This window comes from Mesorhizobium sp. M0571, assembly GCF_040320985.1.
Taxonomy (GTDB): domain Bacteria; phylum Pseudomonadota; class Alphaproteobacteria; order Rhizobiales; family Rhizobiaceae; genus Mesorhizobium.
In genome coordinates, this window is sequence record NZ_JAMYQT010000006.1 from 1 (window position 1) to 25,892 (window position 25,892).

Annotated in this window: 27 protein-coding genes, 1 pseudogene and 1 riboswitch; of the genes and pseudogenes, 9 read left to right on the forward strand and 19 right to left on the reverse strand. The window is 62.1% G+C overall.

Annotated elements, in window-relative coordinates; all coding sequences use genetic code 11:
* From NKI85_RS09420 to NKI85_RS09435, 4 genes and pseudogenes are all read right to left on the reverse strand, one after another.
* A partial coding sequence (locus NKI85_RS09420; RefSeq protein ID WP_352776664.1) for a DUF4126 domain-containing protein occupies nt 1-320 on the reverse strand: 320 nt, incomplete at its 3' end.
* A gap of 186 nt (nt 321-506) precedes the next feature.
* Nucleotides 507-880, reverse strand: a pseudogene (gene crcB, locus NKI85_RS09425) (fluoride efflux transporter CrcB).
* Entirely contained in the window at nt 877-1,092 is a 216-nt protein-coding gene (locus NKI85_RS09430) for a hypothetical protein (protein WP_352523114.1), read from the reverse strand. Before NKI85_RS09430 ends, crcB begins: the two are co-directional and overlap by 4 nt.
* The gene (locus NKI85_RS09435) at nt 1,089-1,838 is read right to left on the reverse strand and encodes a COG4280 domain-containing protein (RefSeq protein WP_352523115.1); all 750 of its coding nucleotides are present in this window, start codon (nt 1,836-1,838) and stop codon (nt 1,089-1,091) included. Before NKI85_RS09435 ends, NKI85_RS09430 begins: the two co-directional genes overlap by 4 nt.
* A 76-nt stretch (nt 1,839-1,914) precedes the next feature.
* Nucleotides 1,915-1,975, reverse strand: a riboswitch (Fluoride riboswitch).
* Between the two features lie 119 nt (nt 1,976-2,094).
* Between NKI85_RS09435 and NKI85_RS09440 the strand changes: the two genes are divergently transcribed.
* A complete protein-coding gene (locus NKI85_RS09440) occupies nt 2,095-2,652 on the forward strand; it encodes a sugar O-acetyltransferase (RefSeq protein ID WP_352523116.1) in 558 nt (185 codons plus the stop codon).
* A gap of 57 nt (nt 2,653-2,709) precedes the next feature.
* On the opposite strand, the gene NKI85_RS09445 is transcribed toward NKI85_RS09440, so the two are convergent.
* The 3 genes from NKI85_RS09445 to NKI85_RS09455 all read right to left on the reverse strand — a co-directional run bounded on the left by NKI85_RS09445 (nt 2,710) and on the right by NKI85_RS09455 (nt 5,062).
* Complete coding sequence (locus NKI85_RS09445; RefSeq protein WP_352523117.1) at nt 2,710-3,219, reverse strand: RES family NAD+ phosphorylase; 510 nt, start codon at nt 3,217-3,219, stop codon at nt 2,710-2,712.
* Nucleotides 3,216-3,701 carry a type II RES/Xre toxin-antitoxin system antitoxin gene (gene parS / locus NKI85_RS09450; protein ID WP_352523118.1) on the reverse strand — a complete coding sequence of 162 codons (486 nt, stop codon included), beginning with the start codon at nt 3,699-3,701 and terminating at the stop codon, nt 3,216-3,218. Before parS ends, NKI85_RS09445 begins: the two co-directional genes overlap by 4 nt.
* Nucleotides 3,702-4,072: 371 nt before the next feature.
* Nucleotides 4,073-5,062, reverse strand: coding sequence for a helix-turn-helix domain-containing protein (locus NKI85_RS09455; protein ID WP_352523119.1), 990 nt, complete (start codon nt 5,060-5,062; stop codon nt 4,073-4,075).
* 126 nt (nt 5,063-5,188) lie between these two features.
* Here NKI85_RS09455 and NKI85_RS09460 point away from each other — a divergent pair, with 126 nt between their 5' ends.
* Nucleotides 5,189-5,836, forward strand: coding sequence for a cysteine hydrolase family protein (locus tag NKI85_RS09460; protein WP_352523120.1), 648 nt, complete (start codon nt 5,189-5,191; stop codon nt 5,834-5,836).
* Nucleotides 5,837-5,908: 72 nt separating this feature from the next.
* Here the strand turns inward: NKI85_RS09460 and NKI85_RS09465 are convergent, their stop codons facing one another.
* The 9 genes from NKI85_RS09465 to NKI85_RS09505 form a co-directional block, all read right to left on the reverse strand.
* Nucleotides 5,909-7,588 (reverse strand): formate--tetrahydrofolate ligase, encoded by a 1,680-nt coding sequence (locus NKI85_RS09465; protein ID WP_352523121.1) that lies wholly within the window; start codon nt 7,586-7,588, stop codon nt 5,909-5,911.
* Between the two features lie 306 nt (nt 7,589-7,894).
* Entirely contained in the window at nt 7,895-9,019 is a 1,125-nt protein-coding gene (locus NKI85_RS09470) for a DUF2333 family protein (protein ID WP_352523122.1), read from the reverse strand.
* A gap of 14 nt (nt 9,020-9,033) precedes the next feature.
* Entirely contained in the window at nt 9,034-10,338 is a 1,305-nt protein-coding gene (locus NKI85_RS09475; RefSeq protein WP_352523123.1) for a DUF6638 family protein, read from the reverse strand.
* 109 nt (nt 10,339-10,447) lie between these two features.
* Nucleotides 10,448-10,864, reverse strand: a complete 417-nt coding sequence (locus NKI85_RS09480) for an endonuclease domain-containing protein (protein ID WP_352523394.1) — start codon at nt 10,862-10,864, stop codon at nt 10,448-10,450.
* A gap of 133 nt (nt 10,865-10,997) precedes the next feature.
* Nucleotides 10,998-12,908, reverse strand: coding sequence for an AAA family ATPase (locus NKI85_RS09485; protein ID WP_352776665.1), 1,911 nt, complete (start codon nt 12,906-12,908; stop codon nt 10,998-11,000).
* 24 nt (nt 12,909-12,932) lie between these two features.
* Nucleotides 12,933-14,078, reverse strand: a complete 1,146-nt coding sequence (locus tag NKI85_RS09490) for a hypothetical protein (RefSeq protein ID WP_352523125.1) — start codon at nt 14,076-14,078, stop codon at nt 12,933-12,935.
* 35 nt (nt 14,079-14,113) lie between these two features.
* Nucleotides 14,114-15,202, reverse strand: coding sequence for a hypothetical protein (locus tag NKI85_RS09495; protein WP_352523126.1), 1,089 nt, complete (start codon nt 15,200-15,202; stop codon nt 14,114-14,116).
* A 215-nt stretch (nt 15,203-15,417) separates the two neighbouring features.
* The gene (locus tag NKI85_RS09500) at nt 15,418-15,807 is read right to left on the reverse strand and encodes a c-type cytochrome (protein ID WP_352523127.1); all 390 of its coding nucleotides are present in this window, start codon (nt 15,805-15,807) and stop codon (nt 15,418-15,420) included.
* Nucleotides 15,808-15,933: 126 nt separating this feature from the next.
* Nucleotides 15,934-16,545, reverse strand: coding sequence for a thymidine kinase (locus NKI85_RS09505; protein WP_352523128.1), 612 nt, complete (start codon nt 16,543-16,545; stop codon nt 15,934-15,936).
* Nucleotides 16,546-16,638: 93 nt separating this feature from the next.
* Between NKI85_RS09505 and NKI85_RS09510 the strand changes: the two genes are divergently transcribed.
* The 4 genes from NKI85_RS09510 to choV all read left to right on the forward strand — a co-directional run bounded on the left by NKI85_RS09510 (nt 16,639) and on the right by choV (nt 19,873).
* Nucleotides 16,639-16,767: a hypothetical protein gene (locus tag NKI85_RS09510; RefSeq protein WP_352523129.1), complete on the forward strand. Its 129-nt coding sequence runs from the start codon at nt 16,639-16,641 to the stop codon at nt 16,765-16,767.
* Nucleotides 16,768-16,782: 15 nt separating this feature from the next.
* A complete protein-coding gene (gene choX / locus NKI85_RS09515; protein WP_352776666.1) occupies nt 16,783-17,718 on the forward strand; it encodes a choline ABC transporter substrate-binding protein in 936 nt (311 codons plus the stop codon).
* Between the two features lie 122 nt (nt 17,719-17,840).
* On the forward strand, nt 17,841-18,695 hold the full coding sequence (choW, locus tag NKI85_RS09520; protein WP_352523131.1) for a choline ABC transporter permease subunit: 855 nt from the start codon (nt 17,841-17,843) through the stop codon (nt 18,693-18,695).
* Complete coding sequence (choV, locus tag NKI85_RS09525) at nt 18,692-19,873, forward strand: choline ABC transporter ATP-binding protein (RefSeq protein ID WP_352523132.1); 1,182 nt, start codon at nt 18,692-18,694, stop codon at nt 19,871-19,873. The genes choW and choV overlap by 4 nt, the downstream gene beginning before the upstream one ends.
* Before the next feature lie 211 nt (nt 19,874-20,084).
* Here the strand turns inward: choV and NKI85_RS09530 are convergent, their stop codons facing one another.
* Together NKI85_RS09530 and NKI85_RS09535 are read right to left on the reverse strand one after the other, a co-directional pair.
* The gene (locus NKI85_RS09530) at nt 20,085-21,494 is read right to left on the reverse strand and encodes an ATP-binding protein (RefSeq protein ID WP_352523133.1); all 1,410 of its coding nucleotides are present in this window, start codon (nt 21,492-21,494) and stop codon (nt 20,085-20,087) included.
* On the reverse strand, nt 21,491-22,207 hold the full coding sequence (locus NKI85_RS09535; RefSeq protein ID WP_352523134.1) for a response regulator: 717 nt from the start codon (nt 22,205-22,207) through the stop codon (nt 21,491-21,493). Before NKI85_RS09535 ends, NKI85_RS09530 begins: the two co-directional genes overlap by 4 nt.
* Nucleotides 22,208-22,444: 237 nt before the next feature.
* On the opposite strand from NKI85_RS09535, the gene NKI85_RS09540 reads away from it, so the two are divergent.
* The 3 genes from NKI85_RS09540 (at nt 22,445) to clpS (ending at nt 23,601) form a co-directional block, all read left to right on the forward strand.
* Nucleotides 22,445-22,789, forward strand: a complete 345-nt coding sequence (locus tag NKI85_RS09540; protein WP_352523395.1) for a hypothetical protein — start codon at nt 22,445-22,447, stop codon at nt 22,787-22,789.
* 37 nt (nt 22,790-22,826) lie between these two features.
* Nucleotides 22,827-23,042, forward strand: a complete 216-nt coding sequence (locus NKI85_RS09545) for a hypothetical protein (protein ID WP_352523135.1) — start codon at nt 22,827-22,829, stop codon at nt 23,040-23,042.
* Between the two features lie 253 nt (nt 23,043-23,295).
* Complete coding sequence (gene clpS / locus NKI85_RS09550; RefSeq protein WP_352523136.1) at nt 23,296-23,601, forward strand: ATP-dependent Clp protease adapter ClpS; 306 nt, start codon at nt 23,296-23,298, stop codon at nt 23,599-23,601.
* Nucleotides 23,602-23,803: 202 nt separating this feature from the next.
* Here the strand turns inward: clpS and NKI85_RS09555 are convergent, their stop codons facing one another.
* Nucleotides 23,804-25,891: a hypothetical protein gene (locus NKI85_RS09555; protein ID WP_352776667.1), complete on the reverse strand. Its 2,088-nt coding sequence runs from the start codon at nt 25,889-25,891 to the stop codon at nt 23,804-23,806.
* Nucleotide 25,892 lies beyond the last annotated feature (1 nt).

Here is a 25,892-nt window from a genome sequence, read left to right on the forward strand (position 1 = left end):
ATGGCGCCGGCGATCAGGCCGCCGATGGCGGCGCCGATGGTCGCGCCGATCACCGCGCCGGTGAAAGCGCCCAAGACGACGCGCGCGCCGAATTGCTGCGGCACCTTGCGGCTCGGCGTCGACGGCAGTTGGTCGGTGACCAGTTCGGCGATGGCCAGGATGGTGAAGATGCCGACGGCGATCCAGTGGCCCATGAAACTCGCCCAGGTGCCGGCGACCGGCAACCAGCCAAGCCAGGCGCCCCAGGCGACAGCGGCGGGTGCGGCCATGGCGCGCAGCCCGGCAACGACACCGATCAGAAGTGTAAGCCCGTAAAGCATGGTTGATGCCCTCGATCACCGGGTCCGGGACAGGTCCGCGAGGGCAAGCTAGCATAGGATCGGCGTTTGACCAGAGGTGGTGTAGCGCAGAATCACTCGGCACTTCGCGCAGCTTCACTTGGCAGTGAACGCCGGACCAGCCGCGATTACTCGGGCGCCATGCTTGCCTATTCAACGCGTCGCCACTCAGACGAGCAGACGCACCGCTAACAGTCCAGCAAACAACCCGCCGATCGATAGGGCAAGGGAGGAGACAACGTACAGAATCGCCAAGGCAGCATCGCCGCGCTCCGCCAGGAGGACGGTGTCGAGGGAAAATGTCGAGAAGGTTGTGAACCCTCCCAGCACGCCCGTCGTCACGAACAGCCGCGTTGCCTGTGGTAGCCAGCCTTGATGGCCCAGTATTCTGCGATCGAACCCATAGCGAAGAAACCAAGCACATTCACGGCCAGCGTCCCGAATGGGAAACTCATGCCGAAAAGCTTCAACGTCGGTGTGTTGACGCCAAGACGGAATGCGCCGCCTAAACCGGCACCGAAGAAGACGATCAGATAATTCACGGACGGCGCTTTCGACTGGCTATTAGTGCACTGCAGACAACTATGATGACGCTCCCGCCCAAAAGCACGCTCCCCAGGACGAGCGGCGGCGTGGCAGTCCATTTCGCAAGCGCTGCCATAGCCGCAACGAGCCCGAGCACGGCAAAAGCTAGAAACTCGTCGTCAATGAACATGCCAACCAGTTCGTGCAGGATCAGGATGAACATTTTCATGAAACCCTCGCCACGGCCGGGCGGGCGACCAGCTTGATCGTAAGCAGCCCGACGGTCAGAAAGATTGCCACAAAGGCAAGAATGGCAAGATCATGCCCCGGCCAATCAATGCCGAGACCTTCGCCGGTCCAGAATACTCCAAATGCCGAAAGCATGACGCCAACACCGAACTTAAGGGTGTTTTCGGGTACTTGCGCGAGCGGTCGATGAATAACGACGCCTATTGCCAACACTAGGACGCAGGCAGCCAGTGCACCGATAGCCGCAGGCAACAGGAGGCCTCGGCCTGCTCCGACCGCGATGACAATGAATACCACCTCCAGCCCCTCCAGAACCACGGCTTTGAACGCCGTCATTCCTGCAAGCCAGCCGAGATGGGCTTCCGGACTGCGCCTTGCCTCGCGCAGTTGAGCCTCCTCCTCAGCAAACGCCTTCACCTCATCATGGAGAGCGAGAACGCCGGCGGCACGTAGAATAGCTTTGCGCAGCCACCGGAGGCCGAACAGAAGCAACAGCACGCCGATGACTAACTGCAATGCGTGAAGGGGAACGCGATCGAGCAGCGGCCCCAGCGTTAGAACAAGAAGTGCAAGCAATGCCAGCGCGGCGCCGGCGCCAATGACCGCAGGGCGCCAGCCTCGAACCACTCCGACCGCTAGCACGATTGTGAATGCCTCGACCACTTCAACAAGTGAAGCGAGAAAAGCTGCACTGACCGCAGGTGCAATGGTTGTCCAAGTGAACATCCAGCCCCTTCCAGGGTTCAAGAAACACACAGCTCTGGAAGGTCGGGAGGTTCGACATGCTCCTACCGACGCAGAGCGCCCGGTAGGAGTCATCAGCCTTGCGGCGGTTATTGGGGGACTCCATCCCCATCGGCCTGTAACCTAGTGCATCTTTGCAGTTCGTCAAAATTGCAGTTCGTCAAAATGCTTCACAAAAAGGTGCTGGTCATCGCTCGCGGCGAAACCAATGACGGATTCCTGGAGACTGGAGGCGGCCATGGCCGGAAGCGAACGCGCGAAAATGGCGGCGGGCGAGTGGTATTGCTGCCTCGATCCGGAACTGGAGACGCTGCGGATCACGGCACGCGACGCGGTGTTCGAGCACAACAGCCTGCCACCCCGGCAGCGCGGCGATATCGGGCCTGCCTTGCGGACGCTGCTCGGCGCTGCGGGCGCGGGCGCTCGGATCGAGGCGCCGTTCCACTGCGCCTACGGCTTCAACATCTTTCTCGGCGGCCGCGTCTTCCTCAATGCCGGCTGCACCGTCCTCGATACCGCGTCAGTCCGCATCGGCAGCGGCACGTTGCTTGGCCCCAATGTGCAGATCTACTGCGCCGAGCACCACAAGGAGGCGGCTGGGCGGCAGGCGGGTCTGGAGATCGCCAGGCCGATCGAGATCGGCGAGCACGCCTGGATCGGCGGCAATGCCATCATCCTCGGCGGAGTCAGGATCGGCGACGGCGCCATCGTCGGCGCAGGTGCGGTGGTGACGCGCAATGTGGCGGCGAACACTACTGTCGTCGGCAATCCGGCGCGGCCAATCAGGCGCGGCTGAGCATCCTTTGCTCCGGTAGGAGGTCATGTCCTCGTCCCGATAGGAAAGCAGCTGGTGTCACTTGGCCGGAGGTGGATGCAATCGCGTGTCGAGCGCAAACGCCTCCTGAATCTTCATGGCGTATGCCCCTCTGGCGACGCTCGCGTCGAAGATCAGGTTCCAGCTATAGTGCGATACGGCGCTCGGAATCACCACGAACCGGTGTCGTTGTAGAAGACCGTCGCCGAACGCCTGCTGCCCGGAGCTCGGAATGCCCGGGCGCAGCCAATTGGGGTTGGGCACGGCGGCGGGGTCGACGATATGCACATCCGTGACATCGCTGACGATCGCTGCCGTCATAACATGCGCTATCGTGTCGAGCGCCCTGAAGCCCTTATGGACGGCAACTTCTAAGATCGCAGTCGAAGGATCGATCGAGCAGTAGACCGCGCGCACGCCCTTGCTGTTCCAGCGTCCGCCGACCCTGTATGCGCCCTCGCCGCTGTCCCATGTAGACGCAAACGCGGCCTGATCGAGGCGCCATCCGATGAGATCGGAGCCACCAAGCGCTGCCGGCAGGGGCGTCATGCATAGACGCCATATTCAAGCCGCTCGAGATAGTCTTCTACAAGCTCGACACCCGCCGGCGTCGCCAGGAGATCGATTGGGCGGCGCTGGTCGAGCCCGATCGCCGGGCGCTCCAGCCATTGCTCAGCTTCCGCCTGCGAACCGAACACGTCGGTCGCTTTCGACAGGATCTCCGCGAACTTCCAGGTTCGTCCGCTCTGATCCTGATTGAGAGGCTTGGAGGGGACATCCTTGCGGCGCTGATAGGTGCGCAGGCTCATGCCGACCGCCTTCTCGAGCGAATCGGTCTTCTGGATGAAGACGAGTTGCCCAATGAGATGGTCCAGCGCCGAAGCCGGCAGGCCGTGCAGAAGCAACTCATGGGCATCCAAAGCGCTGCCGAGCTGTCGTGACAGAATGCGGGCGCCGCCGAGCAGCCTGGCCACCTTCTGCAGGTCGCTGCCGCCTGCCTTTGCAGCGGCCTTCTCCAATGCCATTGCCATGGGGGTTGCCTCTTTGCGTCATCTGTCGCTTTCATATATGACACGTGACGCGAACTATTTCAATGACGGGCAGGATCGAGGCAAAGCAATCCCTTCAAGAGAAAAAATAGCCTACAACTCGGGCTAGATGGCAATTCGACGTCGGCGCCGCCCCTCATCTGCCTGCCGGCATCTTCTCCCCGTAAAGTGACGGGGAGAAGGGGCCGGCCGCGACCTCCGCACCCTTCCTGCAACGCTGGAGATTGGCGAAATCGTTCGCGAAGGCGTCTTTCTCCCCGTCACTATACGGGGAGAAATGCCCGGTAGGGCAATGAGGGGCAGTGCAAACTTGAAGCGATTGCCTGGGATCGAGAGCCGGCGCCAGTCAAATCTCACCTTGGCGTGTGCGCCACGCGCTCGCCCTCAGCGCTCTTCGAGAACTCGCGCCGGTACTGCACGGGCGAGGTCCTGAGCCGCGCCGCGAAATGCTGGCGCAGCGAGGTGGCGCTGCCGAAGCCGGCCTCGAAGGCAATCGTGTCCATCGATTTTTCCGTTGCTTCCAGCAGCCGCTGCGCCAGCTGGACGCGCTGGTCGGTCAGCCAGTCGCCGAAACTGGTGCCGATCGTTTTTTGGAAGCGGCGCGTGAACGTCCGGCGGGTAAGGCCGGCGAGACCGGCAACGCTGTCCAGACCGTGCGGATCACCCAGGGTTTTGCGCACCGTTTCGAGAGCCTGGGTGAAGCGGTCCGCATTGTCGGTCCTGGCGATGGGGCGTTCTATGAATTGCGCCTGCCCGCCCTGCCGATGCGGAGAAAGCACGATCTGCCGGGCGAGGCGAAGCGCTGCCTCCGCGCCATAACGAGCCCGTACGACGTGCAGGCAGCAGTCGAGCCCGGCGGCGACGCCGGCGGATGTCACGACATCGCCATTGTCAATGTAGAGCACTTCCGGTTCGACGAGAATGTCGGGATAGAGTGCCTGCAGCTGATCCGCGTAGGCCCAGTGCGTCGCTGCTCGCCGCCCCGTAAGCAGTCCGGTTGCCGCGACAGCAAACGTGCCAAGGCACAGCCCGACGATCAGCGCGCCGCGCTCGTGCGCGCCAAGCAACGCCTCAATCAGTGTCGTCGGCGGTGAGATCCCGAGATCCTTCCAACTCGGCACGATGACGATGTCGGCGTCATCGAGCGCGGAAAGCCCATGCGGGACGCTGATGGTCAGTCCGGCATCGGTGCGGATCGGCCCGTCCTCAATCGCGCAGACCCGGAAGTCGAATCGCGGCAGGCCGAGCGACGTGCGGTCCGCGCCGAACACGAGGCATGGCACGGAGAGATGAAACGGGCTGATGCCATCGAAGGCGATGGCGGCGACGACAGGATCGGTCATGGAAGCACCAACAGGAATAGGACCCGATTGTCCTAATTCTTTCGAACAATGTCAATCGGGACACTTTTTGCGATCCTGCGCCGAGCTTATCCTTCACCCATCAATGCCAACGAGAAAGGAAAACCCATGTTGGAACCAGCCAAAGGCAAAGCTCCACGCCGCGCCCTCATCGTCATCGACGTTCAGAACGATTATGACGGCGGCAACCTCGCCATCCAGCATCCGCCGTTCCGCGAGAGCGTCGTCAATGTAGCGCGAGCGATGGACGCGGCCACCGAGGCAGGCGTCAAGGTGGTGGTTATCAAGCAGTTGGCACCGGAAACCTCACCGGTCTTCGCCAAGGGCAGCCATGGCGCCGAGTTGCACCCGGAAATCGCCAGGCGAAGCCGCGACCACTACATCGAAAAGAACTTGCCGAGCGCCTTCACCGGCACGGATCTCGAGGAGTGGCTGCGCGCCAACGCTATCGATACGATCACAGTCGTCGGCTACATGACGCATAATTGCGATCTGTCGACGGTCATCCACGCCGTGCATATGGGTTTTGAGGTGGAGTTCCTGGCGGACGCAACGGGGTCGTTGCCCTACGCCAACAGCGCCGGCTACGCCTCGGCGGAGGAAATCCACCGCGTCGTGACGATCGTCCTGCAGTCGCGCTTCGCGGCCGTTCTCAAGACAGCCGAATGGATCGACTGCCTGAAGACCGGCGCGGTGCCGAAGCACGATACACCCTATGCCTCCAACCAGCGCGCACTGGCGCGAAGCGCGGCGTAGGAGACTATTGCGAACAGGCAGAAGGGCGCTGCAGCGTTGCGGCGCCCTTTGCCGTTCGAGCGTTGATTATCCTTAGAACAGGCCTTCGATCTGGCCCATTTCGTTCAGGAAAATCTTTTCCGAGGACGGCGCTTTGGGCAGGCCGGGCATGGTCATGACCTCGCCGCAGATGATGACGACGAAGCCGGCGCCGGCAGACAGCCGGACTTCGCGCACCGGCACGGTGTGGCCGGTCGGCGCGCCACGCAGATTCGGGTCGGTCGAGAAGGAATATTGCGTCTTGGCCATGCAGACCGGCAGGTGGCCGTAGCCGGCGTGCTCCCAGGCGTGGAGCTGGTCGCGCACCGATTTGTCGGCGATCGCTTCGGAACCGCGATAGATGCGCTGGACGATGGTGTTGATCTTCTCGAACAGCGGCATGGCGTCGGGATAGAGCGGGGCAAATTGCGATGCACCGGATTCGGCCAGCGCCACGACCTTGTTGGCGAGTTCCTCGATGCCGGCCGATCCCTGAGCCCAGTGCTTGCACAGGATCGCCTCTTCGCCCATCGAGGCGACATAGGCCTTCATCGCCTGGATTTCGGCATCGGTGTCGGAATAGAAATGGTTGATGGCGACCACGGCCGGCACGCCGAACTGGCGGATGTTCTCGATGTGGCGGCCGAGATTGGCGCAGCCCTTCTTGACCGCCTCGACGTTCTCCTTGCCGAGATCTTCCTTCTTGACGCCGCCGTTCATCTTCATGGCGCGAACCGTCGCAACGATGACCGCCGCCGCTGGCTTCAGACCGGCTTTGCGGCATTTGATGTCGAAGAATTTCTCGGCACCAAGATCGGCGCCGAAACCGGCTTCGGTAACGACATAGTCGGCAAGCTTCAGCGCCGTCGTGGTGGCGACGACGGAGTTGCAGCCATGCGCGATGTTGGCAAAGGGGCCGCCATGGACGAAGGCCGGGTTGTTCTCCAGCGTCTGCACGAGGTTGGGCTGCATGGCGTCCTTCAAGAGCACGGCCATGGCGCCGTCGGCCTTGAGGTCGCGGGCATAGACCGGCGACTTGTCGCGGCGATAGGCGATGATGATGTCGCCGAGGCGCTTTTCGAGATCCTTCAGATCGGTCGAGAGACACAGGATAGCCATTACTTCCGAGGCGACGGTGATGTCGAAACCGGCTTCGCGCGGGAAGCCGTTGGCGACGCCGCCGAGCGAACAGATGATCTCGCGCAGCGCCCGGTCGTTCATGTCCATGACGCGGCGCCAGACGACGCGGCGGGTATCGATGCCGAGCTCGTTGCCCCAGTAGATGTGATTGTCGATCAGCGCGGACAGCAGATTATGCGCGGTGGTGATGGCATGGAAATCGCCGGTGAAGTGGAGGTTCATGTCCTCCATCGGCACCACCTGTGCATAGCCGCCGCCGGCGGCGCCGCCCTTGACGCCGAAATTCGGTCCGAGCGAGGCTTCGCGGATGCAGACGATGGCCTTTTTGCCAATGCGGTTGAGACCGTCACCGAGGCCCACCGTCGTCGTCGTCTTGCCTTCGCCGGCCGGCGTCGGGTTGATGGCGGTGACGAGGATCAGCTTGCCGTCCTTGTTGCCCTTCACCGATTTGATGAACTCGGCCGAGATCTTCGCCTTGTCGTGGCCGTAGGGCAGCAGATGCTCACTCGGAATGCCGATCTTCTGGCCGATCTCCTGGATCTGCTTCTTCCTGGCGCCGCGCGCGATCTCGATGTCGGACTTCACTTCGGCCATGACGGCTTCCCTCTGGATTGGACGGATTTGACTAGTGTGGTCGCAAGAACAGCTCGGCACTGCAGGCGCGGGCATGTTCTACCCTTGTCCCTGCCGCGGCGTCAACTTTCATGCAACTATGTTTCCTACGAAGAAAATATTTCCGCAGCCGGGTGCCCTGCTACAGGTTCTTTTCGCGCCGGTTGCCGCGCCGTATAGAAGCCAGAGCAGGCGCCGTTCCGCCGTCTCAAAACAGCCGCGTAATACGCGAAAAACGACAGAAGCAACGGCGCAAATTCACCAGCGCCGGCTGTGCGGAACGATTCGCTACTGCGTCAGCACGTTGCTGATCTCGACCATGTTCGAGCGCACTCTGAGCACGTAAAAGCCCATCGTCGTCAGATGCGTTGGCAACAGCCAGCCGTCCTCGCGGCCATTGGCGATGATGAAGGGCTGGATGCGCAGCGCCGAGACGAACTGGGAGTCCATGGTGTCCCACAGGTTCTGCAGGTGCTTTTCCTTGATGACGTCCTCGAAATCGGCCTGCGCGCCCTTCATCAGCCCGTAATAGGCATAGAGCTGGCCATAGGCGAACCAGAAGCGGTCGTCGGCGCGGGTGTCGAACCAGCCATTATTGTGGTTTTCGGCGCGCTCCTTGAGGATCGCCGAGGTCGAGCCGATGTCGGACGAGATGCGGTCGATATACTGCTTGAGATTGTCGGCGCGGGCGTCGAACGTCGCCTGGCAGGCTGCCAGCCGGGCGTTGAAGGAACGCAGCTTGCGCACCGCGTCGCGATAGTAGCTCGGCGTCGGTGTCTTGGGACCGAACGGGTTCAAGCCGAAGTACCAGGTTTCCTCGTCGAACTGCAGATTGCCGCGGGCATCCTGCAGGTCGGCGTCGATCTGCGAAGTGGTGCGGACACGGCCGAGATTATCGGCGAGCTCGGTGGCCGTGCGCCGCACCGCCTGGTTGATGCCGCGCTGGAACGAGGCCTTGTTGTCCATGAACGGCGTGTGGTCCCAGTCGATGCCGAACAGGCCGAGTTTGTAGAGGATCATCGACGACACCCAGGCATTCTGGTTGACGTTGAAGTCGGTCAGGTCGGCCGCCACCTGGGCAATGCCTGAGTTTCCGCAGGTCTTGGCCGTATCGGTGCCGGCACCGGCGGAAAGCTGTTCACCGGCGGAGCTGTTGCGTTTTTCGAAGGTGTATTTGTCCACGTAATTCGGGTCGAAATTGTTCCACCACTGGGTGGCGTAGAAGAAATTGACATAGAGGCCGATCAACACGAGCACAGCCAGGCCGAGCACCGCCTTCAGGATCCAGCCGCGTTGCGTGTACCAGCGCCCCGCCCACAGGAACGGCCACAGGATCGCACCGATGAGCAGGCCGATGCCGCGGCCAATCCACTGGAAAATCCGGGTGAAGAAATTCACGATCGGATCAAGCATGGCGATGTCACCCCTCAGTCAGTCAAGCCGTAAAGGCGTGTGCGAAACGCCACCTTGTCCTTCAAATATGTGGTTTTCAGAACGTCCACAACATGCGATCGCCAGGCATCGCTGAAGCCGTCATAATCCCTGTAGAAGCCCGGCTTGTTGAAGACGTAACGCGAGACGAAGTCCTGCGGCACGAAATCAGAGATCAGCTGGTTGGTCAGCCAGGCGTCGGGATGGTCCGGTTTGGCGCGGATCACCAGGAAGCGCTGCTGCGGGAACACATCCTCGATCTTGAGATGGCCGAGCTGGGCGATCTCGCGCTTGGCGGCGTTGAGGAAAGGAAAATTGCTGTCCTTGGTGATCAGATCGGCATGGCCGTGGATCCAGGTCTGCAGCCAGACCTTGTCGACGTCGGTCAGATTGCGGTCGGGCTCGGTGTCGCGGATCAGCGCGCGCACCACCATTTCGGCGCGATGTTCGAGATAGCCTGAGGTTTCGATCCATGAGGCGCGCGGCAGCTCGATGCGGCCGGTCGAGGCGAGGAACTTGAAAACCTTGTCGGCGTCGTGGATCGAGAGGTAGCTCACCTGCCATGGCCGCGAGCGGCGGAAGCCGGGCGCTGACGGGTCGCTGATCACCGTCGTCACGTCCGGATCGACGAACACATAGAGCCCGCCGAAATGGCTGGTCCAATAGGCATTGTGGCGGAAGATCACCTGGTCCGGCACAAGCGCGTTCTCGCGGATGTCGCCGCAGACCTTCGCAAGCTCGACCATGCGGGCCAGCATGGCGTTGTCGCGCCAGGCATCCGGTTCCTGCTTCAGCCGGTCGACCAGCTTGCCGAGTTCGGCGGCCTTGCCCAGCACGTCCTCGGCCGACAACACCTTGAACTCAACCTGGTTGATCGACAGCAGATCCTCGATGTCGTCGACCTTGGGGACCGAATCCTCGATCTCGCCGTAGATGACGTCCTTGATCGTCAGTGCATCGATGGCGCGCTGGTTCTTCGACATGAATTCGAACATCAGCAGCGAGGTGTTGGAGAATGCCGTGTGCACCACCGGCAGGTCGATCTGCGACGGCGTCAGGATGATGAAGCGGCGGTTGACCTCGTTGGGATCGAGATAGCTGTAGTCGCCGCATTCCTCGGCGACCTGCGGCGAGAAGCCGGTGCGGTCGATCTCGAAGCTTTTCAGCTTGGTCGGCTTCAGGCCGAAGGCGACCATCGCCTTGTTATAGCGCTGGATGAGATGCGGCTCGTCGACCGTCAGCAGCCGGCCGTAGATCAGCTCGTTGTCGCGCAGCAGATCGGGTTTCTTGGTGGGGGTCATGTTGACGGCACCGAAGGAATTTCAGCCGAAGGACGAAGCGCCAACGCTGACGCCCCCCTCTCCCCGTGAAGAACGGGGAGAGGGTAAGGGTGAGGGGCGGCGCGAACGGTCAAGGACATGTCTCTCCATAGCCTTTGGCGGCGACAAATCGAAGATCATGCGTTTCGATATGGCGTTCGAGGCGTCCTTCGATCGCAGCCAACACTGTTTCAAGCACTTCTTCCCGGTCCTTCAATACATCGACGTTCCAAAAGCGCAGGATGGACCAGCCATTCGAGACGATGAAGCGATCTCGGGCTCGATCATATTTGCTGCCGATATGCTGACTTCCATCGACTTCGACGACAAGCTGACAGTCTCTCCAGGCGAAGTCGGCAAAGTAAGACCCTATCGGGAACTGCCGCACGAATTTATAGCCGTTCAGCCTGCGGTCGCGCAGTTCCATCCAGAGCGCGGTTTCCGCATCATTGTCGGATTGACGCAGGCGCCTTGCTCGCTTGGTCGTCTCGATTTCTGGCCCACGCATGCGCTGCCCCTCACCCTTACCCTCTCCCCGTGAAGAACGGGGAGAGGGGGCGTCAGCGTCTGGGCCAGGTCTTTCAGCGTTGCTGTGCGAGCTTATCCATTGCACCAGTGGCATCCGGGGAGAAGGAAGAACCTCACCCATTCCACAGCCCCTTCTTCTTCATCTCCTCGATCTCGCGGACCGCACGGTCGCGCAGGCGGGTGTCGCGGATCAGCTTGGTCACCGCCGCATCGTCGGATTTGTCGGAATAGCGGAATTCGGAATCCGCGTAGCGGTTGATCTCCTGCATGACCATGTCCATCGAGAACGGCCCGCGCAGTTCCTCGATCATCGCTCTCTTGTCGTCGTAACCCTTGTGCATGAAGGCTTCCGGCTTTTCGAACCACTCGTCGGGCAATTCGATGTCCATGGCGCGCATCTTGATCGCATCGGTGACGTTCTTGATGGCGCGTCCGGTGAAACGCGGCTCGGCATCCTTGATCAAGTGCAGATAGGTGCCGATATCGGCCATCGACTTCGGCGCGCCGTTCTCCTTCATGTAGCGCTCATAGACCTTCATCAACCCGTCTTCCTGCGGCTTCTCATGCTCCTCATAGGCCTCCATCACCGCGCGCTGGATTTCCTGAGCGGCATAGAGCTTGTGGTCGCCGAGCGGGATCTTGTGGTTCTTGCCGGCGAGCAGAACGAAGATGTCGATATAATCGTCGCGGCTCTGCGGGCCGTCGACCAGCCAGCGGGCGCCGGCGCGCTGGCGCAACGCGTCGTCGACGTTCTCGGGATAGTTGGAAAACATGCCGAACGAGCAATTGCCGCGCACGACGGTGGCCGCGCCGGCAAACGCGTCCATCAAGACACCGGTGATTTCCTGCTGGCCGGCCGAGGCGCGATCGTCGGACCGGCGTGCCGCCACCTGGTCGATATCGTCGATGGTGCCGAAGCCGATGACGCGCGGGTTCAGCACATTGTTGATAAACTGGCGGCAATTCTGGCCGGACTTGCCCTGGTAGGAGGAGATCTGGTCGACACCGAAATTCTCGTAAGCAAAGGGATAGCCGGCGACCTGGCAGTAGCCGTTGAGCAGGCCCGCGATCATCTGGATCAGCGTCGTCTTGCCGGTGCCGGGCGCGCCGTCGCCGATGAAGGTGAACAGGAAGCCGCCAAGCTCGACGAAGGGGTTCAGCTCGCGCTCGAAGTCGTAGGCCATCAGCATCTTGGCCAGCTTGACCGACTGGTATTTGGCGATGTGGTTGCCGACGACCTCTTCCGGTTTTTTGAACGTCATCACCAGCGGCTTTGCCCGCTTGCCGGGGGCGACGTCGAAACCATCAAGGGTAAAATCGTCGACGTCGATGCGGATATGGGCGTTCTCGAACGGGCCGATGCCGTCGAAGCGGCCCTTTCGCGCCAGCAGCCCGTCGATGGCAGCGCGGGCGAAGGCGCGGGCACGGGTCATCAGGTCGGCGTCGTCCTTTGAGCCTGATATCGCCCTGTCGAGGCCGGCCACGATCGACTTCACCGCATCCTGCGGCGTGTCGAACAAAAAGTCCGGCTCGGGCGTGTCGTTCGGCGCCTCGCCGTCGCTGTCGATCAGCTGGAACAGATAGGAGGCGAGGCTGAAGACGGAGATGTAGGCAGAGGCCGACAGCAGCTTCTTGAAAGTGGCGGCTTCCTCGCCTTCGAGCGGCGCGCGGGTGTTTTTCGCCTGCAGGCTTTCGAGGTCCGAGCCTTCGGCAAAGACATCGGATATGGCCAGCGCAATCGCCAGCCCACGCCGGGCGCGAAATAACAGCGTGTGCTGCGGGATGGTCAGCAATTGGTCGTTGGGATGGACGGCGGCGACGGTTTTGGCGAGCTCGACTTCGCGGGTGCGACGAACCGAGCCGACCGAAACGGTCGAGACGAAGCGGCGGTTGGTGCCGGCGAGCGCGGTGCCGGATTCGCGCGACGGGTCTTCCAGCACGACAATGCGGGTGATGAAGCTCTGCGCCGTGGCGCGGTGCTTCTCGATTGCCGCTTCGGAGATCGTGGTCAGGCCGGTGTCCATAAGGGGAGCTCCGCGATTTGACGGTCAGACGTCGCTGATGACCTGCCCTTTGGACAGGATGTGGACCTTGTAGCCCGAAAAGATCTTCTGCGCCTCGCCGGCGGCGTAAAGCGCCTGATAGGCCTCGTGCGGGATCAGCGCGTGATTCTCATAGCTCGACACGCCCTGGCGTGCGGCCTCGAGATCGTCGGTATTGATGAAGAATTCCTGCGTTGTCTTCTCGCTCGAAAACAGCCCCTTACGGCCGGGCTTCTCGGCCTTGGAAAAGACCTCCTGGATGGTCCAGGTCAGCAGCCAGGCGTTTTCCGGCTTGCGCACCTTGGCCAGGACTTCGCTCACCGTCGAATTGTTGTCGGTAATCCCTGCAGAATAAAACGGGCCGAGCACAACGCGACGCAGCTGCTTGGGATGCAGCGACTCGAAATCCTTGTCGAGGTTGACCGCGATCGTCGCCGGCGACAGCGTGTAGGCGGAATTCTTCTCGGTGAAATCGTCGAAACGGTGGGCGAGCTCGGGATTGAGCAGCCCGTCGACCGGCAGCGGAATGTCGACCCTCTCATTAAGCTTGCCGCTGCTGTCGACCAGCTGCCGGATCATGTCGTCGGAGGAATCCTCGACCGTCGCCATGTAGACCAGCGGCAGGTTGGCGCTGCCGTCGAAGCAGGCCCAGTGGACCAGATAATAGGGCCGCAATGTCTTCGGATTGACTGAAACCTTAGCCGTCTGCGCCAGCGTGAACGGGCCGAAGGTGGTCCCGCTCTTGACGTCTTCGAGATAAAGCCGCTCGGCCATCGACTTCTGCAACGCTTCGGGGAATTCCTTGTGGCGCAGGATGAAGTCGGCCATTTCCTCGCGCAACTCGCTGGCCAACGGGATGACGGCGAGACGGCTGTCGGCCTGGAGGCGGTCGTTTTCCAACTCCAGCAGGTTCTGGAAGACCGGAAAGCCGCTCTCGGCGCGCGAGATGCGGAACGTCTCGGCAAAACCCAGCCGATTGCGCCAGCATGAGAACGACTTGTCGAGCCGCGCAATATATTCGGCGACGACCTTGGCGACGATGCCATGCCGGTAGAGCGGCGAGCGATCGTCGCGCATGAACACTTCGAGGCCGCCAAGTGCCGCCGCGATCGCTGAGAAATAGCGCGCCGCCGCTTCGTTTTCGGGAGTCATGCTGCCAGCCCTTGGGAGCAGTGCACGTGCAGCAATTACGACTGCACGTAATTTGCCGAATTGTGCTTCTTCATCACATCGTCGAAGCGGCGGGCGAAGGCATCGTCGGCGAGCTTCTTGCGGCGCTGGATGTCGGCGGTGGCGACCATGTTCTTCTCGTGCATTTCAAGCAGATCGCCAATGTGCTTCTGCGAGGCAGCACCAATGCCGGCCATGGTCTCTTCGGCGGTGTTGTCGACCTGGCTGCCCAGCGTGTTGATCTTGTGGGCGACATCCTGCTGGGCGGCGGTCTTCAGCGAATCTTCGAGCGCCTTGTACAGCACGATGCGCTGCTCGGTATCGATGGTCAGCTTGTTGATCAGCGTCGACTGCGCCGCGATCTGGTTGTTGAGCGAATCGACGAACGTCTGGAACATCGAGGTGTAGCGCTCCAGCGTCTGGCTTTCGGCGAGCAATTCTTGCTCCTTGGCCTGCTTCTCGTTGTATTCCGTGGCCAGTTTCGAGCGCTCGCCTTCAAGCTGCGTGCGCTCCTTCTGGCTGGTCGAGGCGGCGATCTTGTTCTCGATGTCAAGCAGCATCGGGTTGAGCTGCTCGATGCGCTTCTGCACGGTCTCGAGGTTGGTCATCGTGGTCTTGCGGCGCTCGATCACCTGCGACAGGCTGGCTTCGGAGGTCTTGTAGCGCGTATCGAGAACCTGCTTCTGCGCCTTGAGAATGCCGACGATGGTGTCCGATTTCGCCAGCAGCTCCTGCAAATTGCCGGCCAGCGACATGTTGCGGACGCGGTCGGTGCGCATGCGCTGCTTGCGCTGGCTGGAGAAGACGCCGACGAAGTTCTCCCAGCCGGTGTAGTTCTTCATGCTCTCGAATTCGGCGCCGAAGACGTTGGTGGCGTCCTCGAGGCCGATGATCAGGTCGGCGATATTGCCTTCCATCACCTTCTGCTGCTTCAGCACATCCTCAATGCGGGCATTCTCGATGTCGAAATTGGCGTCGCCGATCTTCTTGTCGGCGGTGGCGAGCGTCTCGAGCACAGTACCGGACTGCTCGATCTTGGTGCGCATGTCCTGCACGACCTGCTTGGTCTTGGCAATCTCGGCATCGAAATTCTGCAATGTCGCCATTGGGGCCTCCCGCTTCGGCATCGGTTTCGTTTCGCAAACCGCCGCGAATATATGTGCCGCGTTTGGCGAATGAAAGACGGAAGACATGGGATTACAGGAAAACAAAAGAATTTCAGGAGGCCGACCGCAGGATAGTCAGGCAATGATTACGGTGTAACTGCCGTCCGGTCAGACACCGCTTCAACCGCGGCTGGACTTTAGGTCGGGAGCGACGCTCAGGGCTTGGGATCGGCCTTGAGGTAGGCGATGACATTGGCGATGTCGTCGTCGCTGGTCAGGCCGGAGAAGGCCATTTTATTGCCGGGGACCTTCTGCCGCGGCGCGCGCAGGTATTCGGCAAGGTTTATTTCGTCCCAGACCAGGCCGGCGGCGCCGGCGTCCTTCATCCCCTGCGAGTAGCGGCTGAGATAACTGTCCGCGGTGCCGGCGGTGCGGCCGACGACACCCAGCAGATGCGGGCCGACCTTGTCGCGGTCGCTCGTTGCCTCGTGACAGGCCATGCATCTGTTGAAGACCTTCTTGCCGAGAGCGGCATCGCCGTCGGCATGCGCGGCAAGAGCGCCGACGATGAGGAAAGCAGTTGCAGATGAGATGGCTCGAAGCATGGGAACTCCCCGACGGCTCTGGCTGAGAGGTTTTGAAAATAGGAAGCAGGCCTTAACAAGCGCCGCACGATGGCGCGATTGCCGAACGAATGTCGGCTGGGCGGTCGGATGGAAGCAACGCGCTGGTCAGGTTTTGATGAAGCCGATGAAATCGTCGGGCATGGCGCGGCCCATTTCCTCTTCCCAATGGCGGCGGCAGAGTGAGACATAGACGTCCTTGCCGATCGTCACCTGTTCGCCCTGTTTCGCCACCTTGCCGTCGGCGCCGAGGCGGACCACCATCGTCGCCTTGCGGCCGCAACGGCAGATGGTGCGCACCTCGCGCAGGTCGTCTGATATCGCCAGCAGGGCGCGCGAGCCGGAAAACAGCTTGCCCTGGAAATCGGTGCGCAGGCCATAGCACATGACCGGGATGTTCAGCCGGTCGGCGATGCGGGCGAGTTGCCAGACCTGATCCTCTTCGAGGAACTGCGCCTCGTCGACGAAGACGCAATGCACCGTGGCGTGGTCGTGATGCTCGGCGACCCGGGCAAACAGATCGTCGCCGTCGCGGAACATCTCGGCCTCCGTCTCCAGGCCGATGCGCGACGAGATCAGCCCGGTATCGCCCTTGCGGTAGTGGCCGGCGATGAACAGCATCGTCGTCATGCCGCGCTCGCGGTAATTGTACGAGGCCTGCAACAGCATCGTCGTCTTGCCGGCATTCATCGTCGCATAATGGAAGTACAGCTTGGCCATGCCGTCCTTTTAAGCCGAGTTGCAACAAAGCGGGGAGGGGGAGCGCCTACATTCCACCGGGAAAAGACGACTTCCATCCGTAAAGCGGCGGGCGTGTCGCTGATCGGCCAGCCTGCGCCGTTGTTCGTGATTGCCTTAGTGCTTGAAACCGCAGCAGAATGGTGTTTGGCTGACGGAACAAAGGTGGAGATAAAACCGCCACTTCGCTTCACCGAGAACTGAAATGGGAGAATTTCTATGTCGCGCATGAATTCATTCGTCGCCGGTCTCGGCCTGGCGGCTTTTCTATCCACGACTGGGGCCTTCGCCGGCGATGCGGAAAGCTGCAAGACGGTGCGCATGTCCGATGTCGGCTGGACCGACATCCAGGCGACAACCGGCATAGCCTCGGTGCTGCTCACCGCACTTGGTTATGAGCCGAAGGTCATCCAGCTTGGCGTGCCGGTAACCTACGAATCGCTCAAGAACAAAGACGTCGATGTTTTCCTCGGCAACTGGATGCCGTCGATGGCCAGCATCATCCAGCCATTCACCGCTGACGGATCTGTCGAGACCATCAGCGAGAATTTGGCGGGAGCCGGCTATGGCCTAGTGGTGCCGACCTATGTCGCGGATGCCGGCGTCAAGACGCTGACCGACCTCGGCAAATTCAAGGACAAGTTCGACGGCAAGATCTACGGCATCGAAGCCGGCAATGACGGAAACAAGATCATCCTCGATATGATCGCCAAGCCGGAAGACAATCTCGCAGGGTTTGAGTTGGTTGAATCCTCGGAAGCTGGCATGCTTACCCAAGCCGACCAGGCGATGAAAAACAACGAATGGATCGCCTTCCTCGGCTGGACGCCGCATCCGGTGATGGGCGCCATGAAGATCACATATCTCGGCGGCATGGGCGACAGCGGCTTCGGCGCCGCCACCGTGCATACTAACGTGCGCAAGGGCTACACCACCGAGTGCCCGAATGCCGGAAAGTTCATCGCCAATCTGAAGTTCAATCTGGACATGGAAGGCGAGATAATGGACGCAATCATCAAGGGCGCCGATGCCAACACGGCAGCGGGCGACTGGCTGAAGAAGCACCCGGACGCGGTCACGCCCTGGATTGCCGGCGTGACCACTTTCGATGGCGGCGACGCCGCGGCAGCCGTCAAAACTGCGCTCGGGAGCTGAGCCGGCTTTGAATTCAAGGTAACCAACCAAGAAGGGCAGCCATCTTAAAAGGCTGCCCTTTTTCATGTGCTGTGACAAGATGACCGTCCGGCTAGGATGGCGCGCCGACAGAAGAGGGGAAGATGGATCCGATTTCAAAATTCCTGGTCAGCTACAAGATCCCCGTAGGCGCTTGGGGAAAGGCCTTCTTCACCTTCCTCACCGACAATTTCAACACCGTCCTGAGGGCCTTTTCCAATGGTCTAAATTTCCTGCTCGACGGGATGGTCGACGGACTTCTTCTGTTGCCGCCCGTCCTGCTCATCGCGCTGATCGCATTGCTCGCCTATGCCCTGCAGCGTTCGAAGGGGCTGGCATTGGCCGTCTTCCTCGGACTGCTGTTCATCCTCAACCAGAACCTGTGGAAGCAGACGGTGGAGACGCTGGTGCTGGTGGTTGCCGCCGCCGCCACCTCGATGGCCATCGGCGTGCCGCTCGGCATCTGGGCCGCGCACAAGCCGAAGGTCTACCGCATCATGCTGCCGGTGCTCGACCTGATGCAGACGCTACCGACCTTCGTCTACCTGATCCCGGTGCTGACATTGTTCGGGCTCGGCAACGCTCCCGGCCTCATCGTCACCATCATCTTCGTCATCCCGACCTCGGTCCGTCTCACCCATCTCGGCGTCACCTCGGTGCCGAAATCGATCATCGAGGCCGGCGAGGCCTTCGGTGCCACCAGGCGCCAACTGCTGTGGAAGGTCGAATTGCCTTCGGCGCTGCCCACCATCATGGCCGGCTTGACCCAGTCGATCATGCTGTCGCTGTCGATGGTGGTGTTCGCCGCTCTCATCGGCGCCGGCGGCCTCGGCACCGAGATCAACCGCGCGTTGGGTTCCAGGAAAATCGACCTCGGGCTTGAGGCAGGGCTGGCCATCGTCGTGCTCGCCATCGTGCTCGACCGAATGACGCGCATCGGCGTGGGAGGCAAGAAATGACCGTCGCCGTCGATTTCAGAAATGTCGACATCGTCTTCGGCGCCGACCAGGCAGGCTCGCTGGCGCTGATCGACAGCGGCGCCACTCGCGCCGAGATCCTCGAACAGACCGGCAACGTGCTGGGCTGCGCCGGCGCCAGCCTCACCGTGCATGAGGGTGAGATCTCGGTGCTGATGGGGCTTTCCGGCTCCGGCAAATCGACGCTGCTCAGAGCCGTCAACCGGCTGAACGTGGTCTCGCGCGGCCAGGTGCTGGTCAAGGACGGCGACGGCACGGTCGACGTTGTCACCTGCGACGAGGCGACGCTTCGGCGGTTGCGGCAGAAACAGGTGGCGATGGTGTTTCAGCAGTTCGGCCTGCTGCCGTGGCGCACAGTGGAGGAAAATGTCGGCCTCGGCCTCGAGCTCGCCGGCGTGCCTGAAGCCGAGCGCAAGAAGCGGGTGACCAAACAGCTGAAGCTGGTTCATCTCGACCAGTGGTCGAAGAAATACGCGCATGAGCTTTCCGGCGGCATGCAGCAGCGCGTCGGCCTGGCGCGCGCCTTCGCCACCGAGGCGCCGATCCTGTTGATGGACGAGCCGTTCTCGGCACTCGATCCGCTGATCCGGACCAAGCTGCAGGACGAGCTGCTGCAGCTTCAGGCCGAGCTGAAGAAGACCATCATCTTCGTCAGCCACGATCTCGAGGAGGCGCTGAAGATCGGCACTCACATCACCATCATGGAGGGCGGGCGCATCGTGCAGACCGGTGCGCCGGAAGACATCGTGCTGCGGCCTGCCAACGACTATGTCCGCGACTTCATCGCCAATGTGAACCCGCTTTCGGTGCTGACCGCCTGGAACGTCATGCGCGACCGTCGCGACCTCGAGCACGGAGAGGACGGCTGGGTGTGGCTCGATCGGCGCAAGACGACACGCTTCAAGATCGACGAGCATGGGTTGGTGGCAGCGGCCGAGCGCGACGGCAAGCCGGCGGTGTGGGTCTCCTGCGCCGATGTCGAGGCCCAGCCGGAGGAGACGGCGCAGGTGTTCTGGGCCAATCCCGGCACTTCGCTGAAGACCGTGATGCTGGCCATGCACCGTTCGCAGACCGCACCCGTTGCGCTGTTCGACGACCAGTCGCGCTTCGTCGGCGCGATCGGCGTCAGGGACGTTCTGAGCGCAGTGTTGCGGCGCTAGAAAAACAAGGCCGAGCTTGGTCGCGTCCGCCTCTGTCCTGCCGGACATCTCCCCACAAGGAGGAAATTGGCTGTCATGGCCGGTTTCGCCACTCCAAACTTCAAAGAAAAGTCGCCGTCAGCGAAACTGCCAATCTCCCCCACGTGGGGGAGATGCCCGGCAGGGCAGAGGGGGGGCGCGAAGGAACGCCGGCTTAGCCCGATACCGCAAGCTAAACCGCCAGCGGCAATCTCAGTTCCGTCAACAGGCCGCCATCGGGATGGTTGGACAGGCTGACTTCACCGCCGGCGGCGCGGGCGATGTTGCGGGCTATGGTCAGGCCGAGGCCGAGGCCGCCGGTCTGACGGTTGCGCGACTGTTCCAGGCGCACGAACGAGCCGAACACGGCGTCGAGCTCGGCTTGCGGTATGCCCGGCCCTTCGTCATGGATCGCCAGCGTGATTGTCTTGCCTGATTGACGCAGGCTGAGATGCGCCCTCTTGCCATAGGTCACGGCGTTCTGGACGAGGTTGGTGACGCAGCGCCGGAGCGCGACCGGCCGCGCCATGCAGATCAGGCCGCGCGAGCGCGCGTCGTCATTGTCGAAGGAGACCTCGTCGAAGCCGTCGGCGATCGATTCCACCAGCGACCAGAAATCGATCCTCTCGCTCTTTTCCTCGGTCACTTCGAAGGTGGCGAAGTCGATGACCGAGCTGGCAATGCCTTCGATGTCGGCGAGGTCGTGCGCCAGTGCGGCGCGGACGGACGAATTCCTCAGCAGTTCGAGGCGCAGCCGCATCCTGGTCAGCGGCGTGCGCAGGTCGTGCGCCAGTGCGGCCGCAAGATGCTCGCGGTCCTCGACGTAGGCGCGCAGCCTCGCCTGCATGGCATTGACCGCCTTTGCCGCGGTACGCACCTCGCGGCTGCCGCTCTCGGCGATCGGCGGGCTTTTCACGTCCTCGCCGATCCGCTTCACCGCGGTCTCCATCATCCGGTAGGGCGCCGTCAGCCGGCGCAGCGACCAGATCGAGGAAGCCACCACCAGCCCGGCGATCAAGGCATAGAGCGGCAGGCTATCGAAGCTCAGTATCGGTCCGGCCGGTGTGTTCGGCTCGGTGAAGTTCAGCCATTGGCCGTCGGCAAAGCGAAGCGAAGCGGTCAGCTTGTCGCTCTGGGCGAAATCGGCCGCCAGCACCAGCAGGTCGCGCTCGACCTGGCCGATATCGGGGCCGGCGACCGTCCCACCGGGAGCGTCGGCTTCGTGCGTTGCCGGATCGCGGCGGACCCGCGCGTCGGTGATGCCGAACTTCGATAGCCGGCCGACCAATATGTCCTCCAATTCGGCCAGCTCGTCGTCGCCGGCTATCGACGAAGTAACAGCGGGCGTGCCGGAGACGGTGAGCGCGTAAGTGGCGTTGAACAGGCCGGAGGCCGTCGCCTTGCGCTGTTCGGGGGTGGCGTCATGCATCAGCTGTACCAGCGAGAAGGCGCGGTCGTTCAGCCGGTAGAGATCGACGACGTCATTGGCGGCGGCACGGTCGCGCGAAACGATGTAGAGGGTCGCGATCTGGCTGATCAGCAGGCCGGCGATGACGATGAGCAGCACCCAGACCGGCAGCGTTTGCGGCAGGATGCGTCTCATTCGGAGGTCGTCTCAGGCAGGAACTGATAGCCGCCGCTGCGCACAGTCAGGATCAACTTCGGCGTTTTCGGGTCGTCCTCCATCTTGCGCCGCAGCCGGCTGACCAGAATGTCGACGCTGCGGTCGAAGCTGTAGCCGCTGTCGCCGCCGGACAGCTCGATCAGCTGCTCGCGGCTCAGTACGCGCTGCGCGCTCTTGACGAAGGTCTGCAGGAGATTGAACTCGGCCATCGTCAGCTCGATCCTGACATCGCCGGGCGCCATCAGCCGGCGGCGCGAACAGTCCATCGTCCAGCCGGCGAAATGGTAGATCTGCCGCGAGGCGGCGCGTCGCGGCTCGGCGGCGCCATTGCGTCTCAAGACGGCACGGATGCGTGCGAGCAGCTCGCGCGGATCGAAGGGTTTCGGCACGTAGTCGTCGGCGCCCATCTCCAGGCCAACCACGCGGTCGGTGGTCTCGGTGACCGCGGTCAGCATGATGATCGGCGTGGAATAATTGGTGCGCAGCTCGCGGCAGAGTTCCAGCCCGCTCTTGCCGGGCAGCATGACGTCCAGAACGATAAGATCGACCTGGGCGCGGCGCAGGATGGTTTCCATCTCGATGCCGTCGGCGGCAACCAGCGTGTGCAGCCCCCGCTTCTGGAAAAACTCCTGAAGCAGGTCGCGAATGCCCTTGTCGTCGTCGACGATCAGTATGTGGGGGTCGGATTTCACAAGGAACCTGTCATTTGTGGATCGCCCAAGCCGTGCTTCGGCCGTCAGCCAGACGATAGAATTCAGGCCATAAGTTGGCCAGTGGAGATCGGTGGCTCGATCCGGGCTGCCCAGAAACAATCCAGAAACAAAATTCTACAATCCGGAAAAACTGCCGAAAAAAATCAAAGGCATAAGTGGTGCCGTGGCGGTCAGATCATCGGCTGCGACACGCGTTACGGGATTACGGACAGACCAATGCAAAGGTTCTCGATCAGTCTGATGGGTGCGTTGCTTTCCATTTCGCTCGTCACGGCCGCGGTCGAACAAGCCGATGCAAAGCTGGCCGATGCGAAGGTGGCCAATGCAAAGGCGGCCGATGCAAAGGTGGCGACCACCCGCAGCGAGCGTTGCATCGATCTGAACCGCCAGTTTGACGAAGCCCTCGAAACCCATGCCGCGGCAACGCAGGTCACCGCGGCGAAAGCACTTCAAAGAAAGGGAAACCGGTTCTGCGCCAACAAGAAACAGGCACAGGGAATCCGGACGCTCGCGAACGCTTTGAAGCTGCTTGGAGTGACACCGATCGATCCCGTTCAGTGACACTCAATCCGATCTGCACAAAAAAGGAAGTGAAGCCATGAAAAAGTCCCTCCTCTCCGCCCTCGGTCTCGCCATCGCGCTGGCCTTCTCGATGCCGGTTCTCGGCGCCAGCAGCGCCAATGCTGCTACCACCACCCCGGCTGCGACGACCACAACGACGACTGCGCCGGCCAAGGCCGTGAAGAAGGTCGCTGCCAAGAAGACCGTCAAGAAGCACAAGAAGCACGCGGTCAAGGCAGCTCCGAAGGCCTGATCAAGCGACATCTTTTACCCCAAGAGAAGACCGCTCCAGTTGCGATTTGCCTGGAGCGGTCGTCTTTTTGTTGCGTGCGAGACAGTACGGCGTTCCCGGCCCACTCGCCCGTTGAACGCCAGCCGGCAGTTCCCACATAGGCACGGACTTGTGAACTGCACGGCCGGGAAACCGATCGCGTGCGGTTGAATGGACGACCGCTGTTGCCCATGCCAAAATGACCGCAAAGCTGTCGCATGCAATTGCTGGTCCGATGCCTGAAATCACGACAAAACCCGGTACCAGCACGAAGCCGAAGGTCGAACGGCCGAAGCTCTACAAGGTGATCCTGGTCAATGACGATTTCACACCGCGCGAGTTCGTCGTGACGGTGCTGAAGGCCGAGTTCAAGCTCAGTGAAGACCAGGCGCATAGGGTAATGATCACCGCGCACCGGCGCGGCGTCTGCGTCGTCGCCGTCTTCACCAGGGATGTCGCAGAGACCAAGGCGGCGCGGGCAACCGATGCCGGCAAGGCCAAGGGCTACCCGCTGATGTTCACGACGGAGCCGGAGGAGTAGAGCGGTTCGCTTTCTTCCTTCTCCCCTTGTGGGAGAAGGTGGCCGAGCGAAGCTCGGTCGGATGAGGGTGCTCGAGCTTGGCAGCTACCCTTTCGTCCAGCACCCCGCTAAACCATCTTGGCGCTGCGCGCCAATCCACCGCCCGGGCGAGTCACGGGGCTCGCCCGCCCTTCGGGCCCGACAGGGGAGAAGTTAAGAGGTGCTACCGCCCTTCGCGGTACCACATCGAGCCCATTGCCAGAAGCAGCAGGCCGAGGCCGAGGAAGCCGCCAAACAGCGGCACGCGCGAGACGGCCTTGAGCACGCTGTCGTCGGTGGTGCGCAGGCCGATCCAGTCATTGCCGGAAGCCGCGCCCGAGGAACGCACTGGGACGATAGAGGGCAGCGTGACCGTGCTGGTGAGATTGCCAAGTGCCGAGGCCGGCGCCAGCCGGCGAACGCTGCCGCCGGTTGCCTCAGCCGGTGGTTTCAGCCGGGTCTCGGTGGAGACGACGTCGGTGAATTCCGGCGCGTTGACCGGCCCGACATGGGCCAATGCGGTCAGGTCGCCATTGCCGACCTGATAGAGACCGATTTCGCTGGTCTCGACACTGCCGAGGAAGACGCCTGGTTCGGATTTCTCGAGCCTGACGATCAGCGCCTTGCCGGATGGCGTAATGACTTGCGCCGGGCCGGGGTCGTCGCTCATCGTCTGGCGGCGGATTTCCAGCACCATGCCGCGGCCGTCGGCGGTCAGCCGCTCCTCTTCGAGCTCAGGCTCCTTCATCAGCCAGTGGGCGATACGCCGGTAGAGCTGGACATGCGGGCCGCCACCCTCGAAGCCGCGCGCCCACAGCCAGCCCTGGTCGGACAGAAGCATGCCGACGCGACCTTCGCCCTTGCGGTCGAGCAGCAGCAGCGGCCGGTTGTCAGCGCCCTTCATCACCACCTCGCCCTCGGGGTTCTCGACGCCGATGGTTCGGAACCAGCGGCTCCAGTGCGGCGGCTCGGTCGCGGAGCCATCGAGCCCGCGCGTGACCGGATGACGCTGGCCGGTATCGGTGAGACGTGGGTAGAACGCCTTGTCGATGACCTCGCCGGTCGGCATTGCCGGCAGCGCCGACATCAGCGGCGTGCGGGCGATCGAGCTTTCGCCGGCATATTCGGGGCCTGCCGCGATCAGCAGCGCGCCGCCTTTTTCGACATATTCGGAGATGTAATCGTAATAGAGGATCGGCAGCACGTCGCGGTGCTGATAGCGGTCGAAGATGATCAGGTCGAAATCCTTGATCTTCTCGACGAACAGCTCGCGGGTCGGGAAGGCGATCAGCGACAATTCGTTGATCGGCGTGCCGTCCTGCTTTTCCGGTGGGCGCAGGATGGTGAAGTGCACGAGGTCGACCGAAGCGTCGGATTTCAGCAAATTGCGCCAGGTGCGCTCGCCGGCATGCGGTTCGCCGGAAACGAGCAGCACGCGCAGATTTTCGCGGATGCCGTCGATCAGCGCGATGGTGCGGTTGTTGGTGTCGGTGAGTTCGCCCGGCTCGTGGTCGATGGCGAGTTCGACGATGTTGCGCCCGGCGCTGGGAATGGTCACCTGCAGCGGCATCGCCTGGCCTATGTTGGCGTGCTCGACCGATACCTGCTCGCCGTTCACCGATACGCGGACATCGACCGGGCCGGTTTCGTTGTTGGTGGCGATGACGCGATAGGTCATGTCGAGCGGCTTGCCGACGAGGCCGAAGCGCGGCGCGTTCTCGAAGCGGATGCGGCGGTCCTTTTCATGGTCGTTGCCGGTAATCAGCGCATGCAGCGGCGCGTTGAAGTCGGGTGCGCCGGGCGGCGCGTCATGCACCTCGCCATCGGTGACCATGATGGCGCCGCCGATACGCGACGGCGGCACGTCGCGGAAAGCATTTTCGAGCGAGGAAAACAACCGCGTCTCGGTGCGCTCGTCGGCGGCTTCGGACTTGCCGGCTTCGACGACACGGACGTCGAACTGCTTGAAGCGGCCGAGACGCTGCTGAAGCCCGGCCAACGCCGCGTCGGTCTGCTTGGTGCGGTCGCCGATATCCTGGCTCTGGCTGCAGTCGACGACGACGGCGACGATGCTTTTCAGCGGCTCGCGTTCTTCGTCGAGGAACACCGGATTGAGCAGCGCCGCGGTCAGGGCAATCAGGGCTGCCAGGCGGAAGATCGCGCCGCGCTGGCGAAACCAAAGGCCGACCAGCGCCAGCAGCAGCAGCGGCACCAGAACCACGGCGAGTAGCGGCCAGGTGGTGAGCGGTTCGAAGGCGAGCGACCAGTTCATG